General features: G+C 67.9%; 13 protein-coding genes. 7 read left to right on the top strand and 6 right to left on the bottom strand.

Going from position 1 to position 13,622, the window contains the following annotated elements:
• Positions 1 to 46: 46 nt before the first annotated feature.
• Both KEG38_RS03540 and KEG38_RS03535 read right to left on the bottom strand, forming a co-directional pair.
• On the bottom strand, positions 47 to 928 hold the full coding sequence (locus KEG38_RS03540) for an MBL fold metallo-hydrolase (protein ID WP_272417551.1): 882 nt from the start codon (positions 926 to 928) through the stop codon (positions 47 to 49).
• A 45-nt stretch (positions 929 to 973) separates the two neighbouring features.
• The gene (locus tag KEG38_RS03535) at positions 974 to 1,132 is read right to left on the bottom strand and encodes a hypothetical protein (protein ID WP_272417550.1); all 159 of its coding nucleotides are present in this window, start codon (positions 1,130 to 1,132) and stop codon (positions 974 to 976) included.
• Between the two features lie 143 nt (positions 1,133 to 1,275).
• Between KEG38_RS03535 and KEG38_RS03530 the strand changes: the two genes are divergently transcribed.
• The 5 genes from KEG38_RS03530 (at position 1,276) to KEG38_RS03510 (ending at position 6,898) form a co-directional block, all read left to right on the top strand.
• On the top strand, positions 1,276 to 2,433 hold the full coding sequence (locus KEG38_RS03530) for an acyl-CoA dehydrogenase family protein (RefSeq protein ID WP_272417549.1): 1,158 nt from the start codon (positions 1,276 to 1,278) through the stop codon (positions 2,431 to 2,433).
• 317 nt (positions 2,434 to 2,750) lie between these two features.
• The gene (gene kaiC / locus KEG38_RS03525; RefSeq protein WP_272417548.1) at positions 2,751 to 4,457 is read left to right on the top strand and encodes a circadian clock protein KaiC; all 1,707 of its coding nucleotides are present in this window, start codon (positions 2,751 to 2,753) and stop codon (positions 4,455 to 4,457) included.
• Complete coding sequence (locus KEG38_RS03520; RefSeq protein WP_272417547.1) at positions 4,454 to 4,768, top strand: circadian clock KaiB family protein; 315 nt, start codon at positions 4,454 to 4,456, stop codon at positions 4,766 to 4,768. Before kaiC ends, KEG38_RS03520 begins: the two co-directional genes overlap by 4 nt.
• 10 nt (positions 4,769 to 4,778) lie before the next feature.
• Positions 4,779 to 5,171: a circadian clock KaiB family protein gene (locus tag KEG38_RS03515; protein ID WP_272417546.1), complete on the top strand. Its 393-nt coding sequence runs from the start codon at positions 4,779 to 4,781 to the stop codon at positions 5,169 to 5,171.
• Positions 5,168 to 6,898, top strand: coding sequence for a hybrid sensor histidine kinase/response regulator (locus KEG38_RS03510; RefSeq protein ID WP_272417545.1), 1,731 nt, complete (start codon positions 5,168 to 5,170; stop codon positions 6,896 to 6,898). Before KEG38_RS03515 ends, KEG38_RS03510 begins: the two co-directional genes overlap by 4 nt.
• Positions 6,899 to 6,902: 4 nt before the next feature.
• Here KEG38_RS03510 and KEG38_RS03505 read toward each other — a convergent pair whose 3' ends face one another.
• A complete protein-coding gene (locus KEG38_RS03505) occupies positions 6,903 to 7,634 on the bottom strand; it encodes a YqjF family protein (RefSeq protein WP_272417544.1) in 732 nt (243 codons plus the stop codon).
• Positions 7,635 to 7,700: 66 nt separating this feature from the next.
• Here KEG38_RS03505 and holA point away from each other — a divergent pair, with 66 nt between their 5' ends.
• Complete coding sequence (gene holA, locus KEG38_RS03500) at positions 7,701 to 8,759, top strand: DNA polymerase III subunit delta (protein ID WP_272417543.1); 1,059 nt, start codon at positions 7,701 to 7,703, stop codon at positions 8,757 to 8,759.
• A 3-nt stretch (positions 8,760 to 8,762) separates the two neighbouring features.
• Here the strand turns inward: holA and KEG38_RS03495 are convergent, their stop codons facing one another.
• On the bottom strand, positions 8,763 to 9,590 hold the full coding sequence (locus KEG38_RS03495) for a lysophospholipid acyltransferase family protein (RefSeq protein ID WP_272417541.1): 828 nt from the start codon (positions 9,588 to 9,590) through the stop codon (positions 8,763 to 8,765).
• Positions 9,591 to 9,758: 168 nt separating this feature from the next.
• Complete coding sequence (locus KEG38_RS03490; protein ID WP_272417540.1) at positions 9,759 to 11,078, bottom strand: hypothetical protein; 1,320 nt, start codon at positions 11,076 to 11,078, stop codon at positions 9,759 to 9,761.
• Positions 11,079 to 11,400: 322 nt separating this feature from the next.
• Here KEG38_RS03490 and glmU point away from each other — a divergent pair, with 322 nt between their 5' ends.
• Positions 11,401 to 12,822, top strand: coding sequence for a bifunctional UDP-N-acetylglucosamine diphosphorylase/glucosamine-1-phosphate N-acetyltransferase GlmU (gene glmU / locus KEG38_RS03485; RefSeq protein WP_272417539.1), 1,422 nt, complete (start codon positions 11,401 to 11,403; stop codon positions 12,820 to 12,822).
• A 3-nt stretch (positions 12,823 to 12,825) separates the two neighbouring features.
• Here glmU and ribA read toward each other — a convergent pair whose 3' ends face one another.
• Positions 12,826 to 13,506 carry a GTP cyclohydrolase II gene (gene ribA, locus KEG38_RS03480; protein WP_272417538.1) on the bottom strand — a complete coding sequence of 227 codons (681 nt, stop codon included), beginning with the start codon at positions 13,504 to 13,506 and terminating at the stop codon, positions 12,826 to 12,828.
• Positions 13,507 to 13,622: the final 116 nt, after the last annotated feature.

Genomic DNA, 13,622 nt, shown 5'->3' with positions numbered 1-13,622 from the left:
CCCCCTGCCCCTCTCAGAGGGGTTGGGGAGAGGGAATCCTTTCAGGTCAAAGGAAGAGGTCGCCGAGCAGCGGGAGCGCGCCGACGCGCACGTCCCGCGACGCGCGCGTGAGCCGCTCGGCGAGCGGGGCCATGCCGACGGCTGGCAGGACGTGCACGGGCTCGTGCAGCGGCCGGAAGAAATCGTCCCAGTGCGAGAGGAGCACGGTTTCGGGCGCGACGGCGCGCATCACGCGCTCGGGCAGGTCGACGCCGCTGCGCCAGCCCGCCACGCAGAGCAGGAGCAGGTCGACGTGCCGCGGCGCGGGCTCGTCGGGCAAGAGCTCGGCGCTGCCGAGGTGCACGATCGTGCGGCCCGCGACCTCGATTTCCACGCGGAAGACGGCCCCGCAGCGGTAGCCCTCGGTGCGGACGGGGACGGCGTCGCAGTCGTCGATGTCGCCCGGGAACGGCACGCGGCCGAGAGCGAAGCGCGAGTGCGCGCTCGGGACGAAGCGCAGGCGGAACGGGCCGACTTCGCGGACGATCGGCGTTTGTCCAGGCTCGCGCTCGACCACCTCGACGCGGGCTTCGGGCACGCCCGCGGCGCGGCAGAGCGCGGCGGCGGAGCGGGAGCCGAAGACGCGCGCGCCGGTGCGCTTGGCGATGACGGGGACGTCGAGGGCGTGGTCGAAGTGCGTGTGGCCGACGATCACCGCGTCCGCGCGGCGGATGTAGCGTCCGATCGCGCCGAGGTCCGGGGCGAGCGGGGAGGTGATGCATCGGGCGAGCGAGGCGCGCGTGACGTAGGGATCGAGCAGGAGGACGTGGTCCTCGCAGGTGATCTCGAAGCCCGCCGTGCCGAGCCAGCGGACGGTCACGGAGGGGCGGTCGGCCGGGCCCTTCGGGGCGAGCTCATCCGGCCGGAAAAACAGGCTTTCGGGGCGCACGGGCGCCGGTATAGGCGTGACGCACCGCGCGGGGAACGGTTTTTCTCAGCGCCGGCCGATCGGGCGGAACAGGAGTCCCGTCACGGCGAAGGCGATGGAGATGACGAGCAGGACATGGATCCACGGGCCTGCTTCGTAGACGCCCGTCACGGCGAGCAGCCAGGCGAGGAACGCGCCCACGGTGAGTCCCCAGAAGACCAGCATCGCTCCGAGGCGTTGCGAAGGGCGTGCCCGGCCGGAGTGGGAAGGTTCGTCGCGGGGGTGGGGGCGGAGCCCGGCTTGTCCGGGCGTAGCCCCGAGCGTTGGATGGGGACGTTCTCGGAGCCTCTCGTGCTAGTGTCCCGCGCATGAGCGACGTCGTCTTCGACCTCGAGAACCCGACCGAAGAGCACCGGATGCTGCGCCAGATGGTGCGGAACTTCGTCCGCGACGTGGTGGAGCCGCAGGCGGAAGAGCATGATCGCACGGGCACGCTGAACGTTCCCTTGCTGAAGCAGGCCGGCGAGCTCGGTCTGCTCGGGCTCACGATCCCGGAGCAGGACGGGGGCGCGGGTCTGGACGCCGTGGGCGCGGTGATCGTGCACCACGAGCTCTCGAAGAGCGATCCGGGCTTCTGCCTCGCGTACCTCGCGCACGCGGTGCTGTTCGTGAACAACTTCTACTACGCCTCGAACGCAGCGCAGCGCGAGCGCTGGCTGTCCAAGGTGATCTCGGGCGAGTGGATCGGCGCGATGGGCATGACGGAGCCGTCGAGCGGCACCGACGTGCTCGGGATGCGCACCACGGCGCGGCGCGAGGGCGAGGGGTTCGTGCTCAAGGGCCACAAGGCGCTCATCACGAACGCGGTCGATGCCGACGTGTTCATCGTCTACGCGAAGGTCGATGCCGACGTGACGACGTTCGTCGTGGAGCGGAACACGCCTGGGTTCTCCGTCGGAAAGAAGACCGAGAAGATGGGCATGCGCGCGAGCACCTTGAGCGAGTTCATGCTCGACGACGTGTTCGTGCCCGCGGAGAACGTGCTCGGCACGGTGGGCGGGGGCGTGCGCAACATGATGCGCAACCTCGAGATCGAGCGGCTCACGCTGGCGGCGATGAGCCTCGGCATCGCGGATCGTTGTCTCGACATCATGGTGCGGTACGCGGCGGAGCGGACGAGCTTCGGCAAGTCGATCGCGGAGCACGGACAGATCCAGCGCTACATCGGCGAGAGTTACGCGAAGACCGAGGCCGCGCGGGCGCTCGTCTACAGCGTGGCGCGGGACGTGGGCCCGGCCAAACGCAACCGCATCGGCACGGACGCGGCGAAACTCTTCGCGGCGCCGGTGGGCAAGGAAGTCGCCGACAACGCGATGCAGGTCCTCGGCGGCTGGGGATACTGTAACGAGTACAAGGTGGAGCGGTTCCTGCGCGACGCAAAGCTCCTGGAAATCGGCGGTGGTACATTGGAGTCCCACCAGAAGAATCTGACGAAGGAGCTCCTGCGGAAGGTGAAGCAGGATTAAGCCACACAGCTGGAGCGATTTTCTTTCGACAACATTGCCTCGTCCTCCTACGATATTGTCATCGTTGGTGACGGATGGGGGATGTATGACCGTGACAACCTGTATCCTGTCTTGCACAGCGCTCATTTCTGTGCAATAAGGTCAAATCCACGAAAAGATATGCCCCAGATGGAGCCGGTGCGGGATCCATCGGCGGCCATGAGCCGTTCGGCGTGGATCGATCTGCGCCCGAACGATTGACATGATTTCGTCCGGGAGTTGGGGTTCGTATGGACACATACGAGTCGAAGACAGGTGTAGTCGAGACAAGAAAATCGTTGAACGTTCTGGCAAAGTCCCCGACCGGCATCAAGGGATTCGATGAAATCACGGTCGGGGGACTCCCGAGGGGGCGCACCACTCTGGTATGCGGCAGCGCCGGGTCGGGCAAGACGCTCTTTGCATTGGAGTACCTGGTCCGCGGCGCGACCGAGCATGGCGAGCCAGGGGTATTCGTGGCGTTCGAGGAGACCGCGGTCGAGCTCACGCAGAGCGTCGCCTCCCTCGGATTCGACCTCGACGGTCTCGTCGCCAGCAAAAAGCTGGCGATCGACTACGTGCACGTGGAGCGGAGCGAGATCCTCGAGACCGGGGACTACGACCTCAATGGCCTCTTCGTGCGGCTCGAATACGCGATCTCGTCGGTCGGGGCGAAACGCGTGGTCATCGACTCGCTGGAGACGCTGTTCTCGGCCCTCGGCAACGAAGGCATCCTGCGCTCCGAGTTCCGGAGGCTTTTCCGCTGGCTGAAAGATCGCGGCGTCACCGCAATCATCACGGGCGAGCGCGGCGACGGCACCCTCACCCGGCACGGGATCGAGGAATACGTCTCGGACTGCGTGATCCTGCTCGAACAACGCGTGCACGAGCGGGTTGCGACGCGATACCTGCGTGTCGTCAAATACCGCGGGACGATGCACGGGACGAACGAATATCCGTTCCTCATCCACGCCGGAGGCATCTCCGTCGTGCCCGTGACCTCGATCGGACTGACGCACCCCGCCTCCGAGGAGCGCATGTCGACCGGCGTGCCGCGCCTCGATGCCATGCTCGGCGGCAAGGGAATCTTCCGCGGGTCGAGCGTGCTGATCTCGGGGACGCCGGGCACGGGCAAGTCGAGCCTTGCGGCGCACGCGATCCACAGCGCCTGCCGGCGCGGCGAGCGTTGCCTCTACTTCGCCTTCGAGGAGTCGCAGGGCCAGTTCGTGCGCAACATGCGCTCGATCGGCCTCGATCTGAAGCCCTGGCTCGACCAGGGCCGGCTCCAGTTCCACGCCTCCCGCCCCACGCTCTTCGGGCTGGAGATGCACCTCGCGAACATGCACCGGCTCGTCGAGTCCTTCGATCCGAGCGTGGTCGTGATCGATCCCGTGACGAACCTCGCCATGGTGGCATCGAACTTCGAGGTTCGCGCGATGCTCATGCGGCTCGTCGACTTCCTGAAGAGCCGCGGGATCTCCGCGATCTTCACGAGCCTGACGGCCGGCAGCGGCGCGCTCGAAGAGACGGACGTGGGGATCTCGTCGCTCATGGATACGTGGCTGCTCGTGCAGTTCCTCGAGGGCAGCGGCGAACGGAACCGCGGGCTTTACGTGCTCAAATCGAGGGGCATGTCGCACTCGAACCAGGTGCGCGAGTTCCACATGGGCGCGCACGGGATCGACCTGCTCGACGTCTACGTGGGGCCCGCGGGAGTGCTCACGGGGTCGGCGCGGCAGGCGCAAGAAGCGAGAGAGCGCGCCGAGGCGATCACGCGGCAGCAAGAGATGGACCGCAAGCAGCGTGATCTCGCGCGGAAGCGCGCGCAGGTCGAGGCGCAGATCCTCGCACTGCGGGCCGAGTACGAGGCAGAGGAGCAGGAGGTCCTGGCCATCCTGGATCAGGACAAACGTCGCGAGGTGAGCCTCGGCCGCGACCGTGAACAGATGGCCCGTCTTCGGCAGGCGGACCCGAACAGGCAGCAGAATGGAGGTGGTGCCGGATGACGAGCCCCGTGGACGGGATCCACCACGACGTGACCCCCGAGTTCTGGGAATTACGTCTCTACGTCGCAGGTCAGACGAGGAAGTCGCTCCTCGCGCTGGGCAACTTGAGGCGGCTCTGCGAGGAGCACCTCGCCGGGAAATACCGCATCGACATCATCGATCTGCTCCAGCACCCGCAGCTCGCGGAGGGGGATCAGATCCTGGCGATCCCCACGCTCGTGCGGCGGCTGCCCGAGCCGATCCGCAAGATCATCGGGGACCTGTCCAACACCGAGCGCGTGCTCGTGGGTCTCGACATCCGGCCTCGCTGAGAGGGCGATCATGGGGGGAAGCGATCACGACGACGGGCGCAACGGAAAAACCCCCTCGGCGATCGCCGGGGACAAGGACGACTTCTGGGCGCAGGCGCTCGTCGACGCGCCCCGAGAGACGTACGTCCTAAGGCTCTACGTCGTCGGCAATTCGCCGAGATCGCGCTTTGCGATCCGCAACGTGCGGAAGCTCTGCGACCAGCACCTCGCGGGCCACTTCGACCTCGAGGTGCACGACCTGAACCAGGAACCGTGGCTCGCGCGCGACGCGCAGATCGTCGCTGCGCCGACGCTGGTGCGGGAGCGGCCGCTGCCCGTGCAGCGCATCATCGGCTCGCTGTCCGACATCGAGCGTGTCCTCGTGGGTCTTGGCGTTTCTCCGACCCCGACGGGGGAACCATGACGAAGAAGGACGACGAGCTGACCTCGAAGCCGGACGCCCCGATCGTCGCGCACGACCTGCTCCTGCGCGTCGAGGAGGCCGAAGCGACGCTGGCCGCGATCCGCGCCGGCGAGGTGGACGCGCTCGTGGTCTCCGCCGACGGCGCGCCGCGGGTGTTCGTGCTGAAAGGCGCCGATCACGCGCACCGGACGCTGCTGGAGACGCTGAACGAAGGCGCGATGACGGTCAGCGGAGACGGGACGATCCTGTTCGCCAATCGCAAGGTCGCCGAGATGCTCGGTCGCCCGCTCAGCAAGGTGCTGGGCGCCTCGCTGCGCGGGTGCGTCGGGGCCGCGGAGGCGGGGACGTTCGACGCGCTGCTCGCGGCGGCCCAGGGCGGGAGCGCAAAAGGCGAGATCACGCTTGCGCAAGCGAGTGGGGCGCCGCTGCCGGTGATGCTGTCGATCCGGGACGCGGGCGAGGAGGATCCGACGTTCACCGTGGTCGCGACGGATCTGACGCCGCTCAAGGCCGCGGAGGCGGCGCTCCGGCAGGCAAACGACGAGCTCGAAGCGCGGGTCGCCGCGAGGACGGCCGAGCTCGTGAAGGCGAACGAGGCGCTCCGCGAGGCCGATCGGCGCAAGGACGAGTTCCTCTCGATGCTGGGGCACGAGCTACGGAACCCGCTCGCGCCGATCCTGACGGCGGCGGAGATGATCCGCGTGGCGACGCACGGCGACGCGCGGGTCGAGCGTTTCCGCAGCGTGATCGAGCGGCAAGCGCGCAACCTCTCGCGGCTCGTCGACGACCTGCTCGACGTCTCGCGCATCACGCGCGGGACGATCACGCTGCAGACGAAGCTCGTGGATCTCGGGACGATCGTGCGAAGCGCGGTGGACGCCGCACGGCCGCTCGTGGACGCGTCGGGCCACACGCTCCGGGTCGCGCTCCCGGCGGCGCCGGTGCTCGTGCAGGGCGATCCGACGCGGCTCGAGCAGGTGATCGTGAACCTCTTGAACAACGCGGCGAAGTACACGGAGCGCGGCGGCGAGATCGCGCTCTCGGTCGTGCAGGACAAGGCGGCCGTGACCGCGACCGTGAAGGACAACGGGATCGGGATGCCGGCGGAGCTCCTGCCGCGGGTGTTCGATCTGTTCGTGCAAGGTGAACGCGCGCTCGATCGATCGCAGGGCGGGCTCGGGATCGGGCTGACGCTGGTGAAGAGCCTGATCACGATGCACGGGGGCACGGTCGAGGCGCGAAGCGAGGGCGTGGGCAAGGGCTCGGAGATCGTGGTGCGGCTGCCGCACGTGCGAAGAGATGGGCCGAGCGAGAAGGCGCATCCGGTGGAGGAGGATCCGGGGAACGTGCAGCGGGCGCTCGTCGTGGAGGACAACGCGGACGCGGCGGACATGCTCTCCGAGCTGCTCGGGCTCTGGGGCTACGACGTGCGGGCGACGAAGAGCGGCGAGGAGGGCGTGTCGGTCGCGGCGACGTTCTGTCCGCACGTGGTGCTGCTCGACATCGGTTTGCCGGGCATGGACGGGTTCGAGGTGGCGCGGCTGCTGCGGGCGACGCGGCCGACGTCGCAGGCGCTCCTGATCGGCGTGAGCGGGTACGGGCAGGAGGCGGATCGACGCAAAGCCGAGGAGGCGGGGATCGATCATCAGCTCATGAAGCCGCTCGATCCGCAGGTGCTCAAGGGGCTGCTCGAGCGCGCGAAGGGGCGGCGCGCGCGTAGTTCGTAGGGGCTCAAACGACCGGCACCAGCTTGTAGACATCGACGTCGACGCCGGGGCTGTAGAGCGCGAGCGGCTCGCCGGAGGGCTCGGGCAGGCCCGCGGCCGCGACCATTCCATCACGCCACGATTCGACCTTCACCTCGTGGAGCGGATACGGCACGTGATGCACGCGTCCGAGCGACAAACCCGAGCGGGTGCGGGCATAAAGAATGTACCGCTCGGCGAAGAAATGCGTCAGCGTCCCGGGTTTGGCGGAGCCGATCGATTCCCCGATATGGTAACGCGCCTCGAACTCGGCCGGCTTCGGGCCGGGGAAGAGGCGCTTGCTCCGGTAGTCGACGGTACTCCCGGAGATGTCGAGCTTCATCGAGGCGCGGTGGTACGGCAAGTGCCAGCCGGCGCGCGCGACCGCCACGGCAATCGTCGCGGCCGCGTCGAGGCTGAAGAACCAGACGCCCGGATCCTTGCCGCGGAGATGGACGTACGTGCGGACGTTGAGCTCGTGGAAATGCGAGATCCCCGGGACGGACGGGGACCAGCGGGGCGCGACGTCGCGCATCGTGAAGGGCACGACCCCGACCCACGCTTTTCCCTCGAACGTGTCGACCGAGAGCTCGGCAGGCAAGAGCCTCGCGATCGCCTCCGCGGGCACCTCCCAGTGCAGAAACAAGAGGGTTCGCCATCGCTGGAAGCCGGCGGGCCGATCCGGCGGACGTAGGGCCGGAGAGATGCGGTCGATCATGGCGGGGAACATGGTACCTCTTCCCGCGCTTGACGCGCCCCTCCGAAGGGACGAACGGAGAGACCCGTGACGCCCGAGCAAGCCATCCAGGAAGCCACGAAAGGGAACTTGCGGCCCGTCTACCTCGTGCTCGGCGAGGAGCGGTACCTCGCCGACAAGGTCGTGCACGCCATCAAGGAAGCAACGATGAAGGGCGGCATCGCGGGCTTCAACGAGGACAAATTCACGGCCGGCGAGTCGAACGTGGACGCGGTCCTCTCGGCCTCGAAGATGGTGCCGATGATGGCCAAGCGCCGGTTCGTCCTGGCGCGTGGCCTCGAGCGCTGGGAGAAGAAGGGCGACAGCGACGACGACGACGGCGGCAAGGGCCCAGCGGAGGGCAAGCGCGGGGTGAAGGACGGAAGTCCGCTCGACGCGCTCGCCGAGTACGCGAAGGCGCCGGCCTCGAGCACGGTGCTCGTGCTGTCGGCGACGAAGCTCCACGCGCAACGCAAGATCGTGACGGCGGCGAAGAAGGAGGACTTCCTCGTCAACTGCGAGCCCGTGAGCCGCAAGGCGCTGCCGACCGTGGTGCGGCAGATGGCCAAGGAGCGCGGGCACGACATCGCGCCGGACGTGGCCGATCACCTGGCGGAGATCGCCGGGCCGGAGCTCGGCTACGTGGCGGACGCGATCGAGCGGCTGAGCTTGTTCGTCGGGGAGGGCAAACCGTTCACGGAGGACGCGGTCGTGACGATGGTCATGAAGGTCCGGCCGGGCTCGGTGTGGGACCTCGTCGATGCGCTGACGCGGCGGCGGCTCGACAAGGCGCTCGCGGTGCTGGCGGAGGTCGTGGATTCGAAGGACGGGGGGCTGCCGCTGCTCGGGCTCGTGGCGTCGAACGTGCGTAAGATGGTGAAGATGGATTCGGCGCTGCGGGCGGGGGCAAACGTGAACGAGGCGGCCGCGCGCGCGGGCATTCCGCCGTTCAAGGCGCAGGAGACGGCGCAGACGTTGAAATCGCTGCCGCGGGGGACGCTCCCCGCGTGGGTGCGCCTGCTCGCGGAGGCGGATCGAGCGCTCAAGGGCTCGAAACGCTCGCCGCAGGCGGTGCTCGAAACGATGTTGATTTCGATGTGTCGGTGAGGCTCAGGCGGGGGGCGAGGCTTCGATCGCGGCCGCGGCCGTGGCTTTTGGCGCCTCGTTTTCGCCGCTCTCCTCCTCGGAGGGCAGCGTGGGCATCCACTTGCCGAGGCGCTCGAAGGCCGCCGAGATATCGCCGCGCACGCGCTCGCGCAGGGTTTCGAGGTCGTCCATCGTCATGCCTTTCACGTCGATGGGCGGCAGGACCTCGATGCGGGCCTGGCATTTCACGCCGAAGACCCACGAGTTCTTGGGAATCGCGTGGCGGGTGCCGGCGACCGCGACGGGCAGGATGGGGATGCCCGTCTCGAGGGCGAGGCGGAAGGCACCGTCCTTGAAGGGCTTGATCTCGCCGTCGGAGGAGCGCGTGCCTTCGGGGAAGATCATCACGCTCATGCCGCGGTCGAGGTACCATTTGCAGCGCTCCATCGCCGATTTCGCGCTCTCGCGCTCGCCGCGGCGGAGCGGGATGTCGCCGGCCATGCTCATCATCCAGCCGAGGCCCGGGACCTTGAAATTGCTCTCCTTCGAGAGCCATTTCATTTCCCAGGGCAAATAGCTGATCGCCGGAATGTCGGCGATCGACTGGTGATTCGCGACGACGATGAAAGGCCCGCTGTTCGCGGGGCGCTTCCATCCGGAGACCTTCACGCTCCAGAGCGGATTCAAGCGGACGAGCATCGTGCCGCAAATGCGGAAGAATCTGCCCGTGATTTTGCGGACGCGATCGAATGGTGCGGTCGTGACAAACACCGCCGCGACCGCGCCGGTCGACAGGGCCACGACGCCGATGATCTCGAACCAGTTCCAGAGCGAAACAAGCTTGGCCTTCATGAGGGAAGGCCCATCTTTACCCGACCCCAGAATAGCGGGCAAGAGGAGGGAAGGCCGTTTTCGGCATGACGCAATGCGCGTCTCGCACTGCGTCGTTGGATTTCGTGCAATCGTGACGAGAACCTGACAGAACGAGGGCGAAAACCCTACATTCGTCTCGCGAGGCGGTTATTTTTTGCCGCCCTTGCCACCGCCGCCGCCGCCGCCCTTCGCGTCACCGCCGCCGCCCTTCGAGCCGCCGCCGCTGCTCTTCGCGCTGCCGCCGCCCTTCGAGCCACCGCCGCCGCTGCTCCTCGCGCTGCCGCCGTGATCGTCGTGGCCGCCGCCCTTCGAGCTGCCCCCGCTGATCTTCACGCTGCTGCCGTGATCGTGGCCGCCCTTCGCGCTCGGGCCGCGATCGTCGTCGCCGCCGCCCTTCGCCTTGCTGCTGCCGGGGTGCACGGCGTCATCCTGCTTGAAGCCGCCGCTGTCACGCGCGAAGGTCCCATCCTGGCCGAAATGCCGGCCGTTGTTGCCCTTCCTGTGATGGTCGTGGTCGTCGTCGTCGCCGTGGAACCTCGTCTTCACGTGGGCGCGGCCATAAACGTCCACGCCGCTGTCGAAGCCGCCCTGCAGGCTGAATCGAATGCGCGGCGCGCTGGCGATGCGCACCGTGGCCGTGGGGGCATAAATGCGGATGCCCGGTCGATAGCCCCAGATCGCCGCGTGCGTGACCGTGCCGATGCTGAGCGACGCCGTCACGCGCAGCGGATTGAGCAGCGACGCCGAGGCGCCGAGCCGCGCCGAGAAAAAGAAGCCCGACGGCTCGGGATCGAAGTTCACGAACGTGGTCTTCTCGGCGACGAAGCCCATCCGCAGCTTGCGCGACTCGATCCGCACGGGCTTGAGGTTCACGTCGAGCACGTACACGCGCGTCTCGCCCGAGCTCGCGTCCGCGACCATCTCCAGTCGATCGTCACCCACGATCTGGATCGTGCCGCCGTGCGGGCCCACGGTCTCGTCGGGCAGCTTCGCCTCGGCCGTCACCTTGGCGCCCGCCACGAGCTCTGCCGTGCCGCCCACGGGCACGTGCATGACGCCGGTCCAGGGTTTGCCCGAGACCGTCACCGTGTAGTTGACCTCGGTGAGATCCGCCTCGAGCTTCGGCCCGGCCGCGACGAGCAGGCCCGTCTTCGCGTCGAGCACGAGCGGCACCGTGCGCGGCTCGGCGCCCTCGACCTTGTAGATGAGCGAGCCGCCGACGTCTTCCTTGACGCGACCGGTCGCCGTGGCGGTGACCGCGGCCTTCACCTGGCCGTCGCTGTCGATGCGCCAGGCGACGGTCCCCTCGTCATGCTCCTCGACCAGCGCCTCCGCCCCGAGATCCGCGTTGACGGCCGCCTCGGCCTCGACGTTGACCGCTGCCGGTGCCGTGGCCTCGGAGCTGCTGCACGCCGACGCGAACACGAGAACGAGAGACACGAGCGATACGTGAGCGAAACGGGTCATGAGGTTCCCTCCGTCCTTCTCTCCGTGCATACACTGCGCCTGACGGAGAGATCATCAAAAAGGTCCAAATCCCCTCGAAAATACCTCGCATCGGCACGGTTTCGACGCTATCCGGTCACTACAGATACCACCCGACAAGACCAACCGCGCATTCATTGTTGCAGATGGGACGGCCTTTTCCCATTTCAACGGTCCGCAATGGCCGCGACAATGTTATGGCGCACCCGCGTCCCCGGCGGCGGCCGCGTCCGTCCGCGGGCGTCCGGGAGGCGTTTCGCCGTTCGCTGGGGGGTCTCGGGCGCCCGTGCTAGGTTCGGCGCCGATGACGACCCAAGCTGGATCCTCCCTCACCGCCATCGTCCTCGCCGCCGGACAAGGCACGCGCATGAAGAGCACGAAGCCCAAGGTGCTCCACCCGCTTTGCGGCCGGCCGATGGTCGACTACGCCATCGAAGCCGCGCTCGCCGCCGGGTGCGGGGACGTCGTGGTCGTCGTGGGGTATGGCCGGGACGAGCTCGCCGCGCATCTCACGAAAGCGTTCGGCGATCGCGTGCGGACGGCGGTGCAGGAAGCCCAGCGCGGGACCGGGGACGCGGTGCGATCGGCCCTGCCAGCGCTGGATCCCTCGGCCGAGCGGGTGCTCGTGCTCTGCGGGGATACGCCGCTGCTCGATCCGGCCGAGCTCGTGCGGCTGGCGGGCTCGATCGAGGGCGGCGCGCCGCTCGCGATGCTGACGGCGATGACCGAGGATCCGACGGGGTACGGGCGCGTGCTGCGGGACGCCGAGGGAAAGATCTTCGCCGTGCGGGAGCAGCGGGACGCGACGGAAGAGGAGCGGCGCGTGCGCGAGGTGAACACGGGCGTGTACGTGGCGCGGGCGGGCTTTTTGCGAGAATCGGTGGCGGGGCTTTTGCCGAACAATGCGCAGGGCGAGCTTTATTTGACGGACATCGTGGCCGTCGCGGCGAAGGCAGGCGGAGTCGCCTCCGTGCGGGCCGAGAGCGCGGCGGCGCTCGTGGGGGTGAACGATCGGGCGCAGCTCGCCGCGGCCGAGGACATTCTTTACGGGCGCATCGCGGACCGGATCCGGCGCGCGGGCGCGACGGTGCGGGCGACGGCGCGGATCGACGCGACCGTGGTCGTCGAGCCGGACGCGGTGATCGAGCATTACGTGGTTCTGCGCGGAAAAACGCGCGTCGGCGCGAATGCGAAAATCGACGTGGGCTCGGTGCTGACGGACGTGGAGGTCGCGCCGTCGGCCCTGGTAAAACCTTATTCGATCGCGAGTGATTCGACGATCGGCGAAAATGCGCAGATCGGACCCTTTTCGCACCTGCGCCCGGAGAGCCGCATCGAGGCCGAGGCGCACATCGGCAATTTCGTGGAGACGAAAAAGACCGTGGTCCGCCGCGGGGCCAAGGCCAATCACCTCGCGTATCTCGGCGACGGCGACATCGGCGAAGGCGCGAACATCGGCGCGGGGACCATTTTCTGCAATTACGACGGGTTCAAGAAGCACCGCACCGAGATCGGCGCGGGCGCGTTCATCGGCAGCGATTCGCAGATCATCGCGCCGGTGCGGATCGGCGTGGGCGCCTACGTGGCCACGGGCACGACGATCACGCGCGACGTGCCCGACGATGCGCTGGCCATCGCCCGGGTGAAGCAGGAGAACAAAGAGGGCTACGCTTCGAGGCTCAAAGCGCGGCTCAAGGCGGGCTCGACCAAGAAGTCGGGCGGCTGAGCGTCACTCGGCGTCGATGTTGTCGGCGGGGGCGAGGAGCGCCGCATCCAGCGGCGGCAGCGAGTGCCCCATTCGCACCCGCTTCGCCTCCAGATACCCCTGGCTGAACGGGTTCGTCTCTACAATCGAGGGCTCGCGCGCCTCGACCCGCGTCCCGAGCTGCCGGAGCGCCTGCACCTTGAGCGGGTTGTTCGTCATGAGCTGGATCGAGGCCACGCCGAGGTGCTCCAGCATCGCCGCGGCCGGCGCGTAATCACGCGCGTCGTCCGGAAGCCCGAGCAGCCGATTCGCGTCCACGGTGTCGTGCCCCCGCGCTTGCAGGTCGTACGCGCGGATCTTGTTCGAGAGGCCGATGCCCCGGCCTTCCTGGCGCAGGTACACGACGACGCCCTGCCCCCGCCGCGCGATCTCGGCCTGCGCCGCCTCGAGCTGACCACGGCAATCGCATTTCAGCGAGCCGAAGACCTCGCTCGTCAGGCACTCCGAGTGCACCCGGACGAGGACGGACGACCGTCCACGCACATCGCCCATCACCAGCGCCACATGGTCCGGAGAGAGCCCGCTCTCGGCGGTCTGCTCACCGTACCGGAACACGATCATCTCGAACAAGCCCGTCTGCGTCGGCACCGGGGCCTTCGCTAGAATCTCGAGTCGAGGCCGTATCACCATGTCGGGGACGTACATCTCGCTCTCCTCTGCGTTTACGTGGACGTGTATAGCATCTCCTGGGCGCTCCCAGGACCTCGGGATCTCCGGGGACGTCTTACGTAGCGTAAGGCCCGGGGTGTGACAAGGTCGGG

Origin of the sequence: Polyangium jinanense (genome assembly GCF_028435265.1) — a bacterium.
In the GTDB taxonomy this organism is placed as follows: domain Bacteria; phylum Myxococcota_A; class Polyangia; order Polyangiales; family Polyangiaceae; genus Polyangium; species Polyangium jinanense.
Note: the sequence above shows the minus strand (reverse complement) of the source record. Positions and strands in the feature narration are given on the sequence as shown.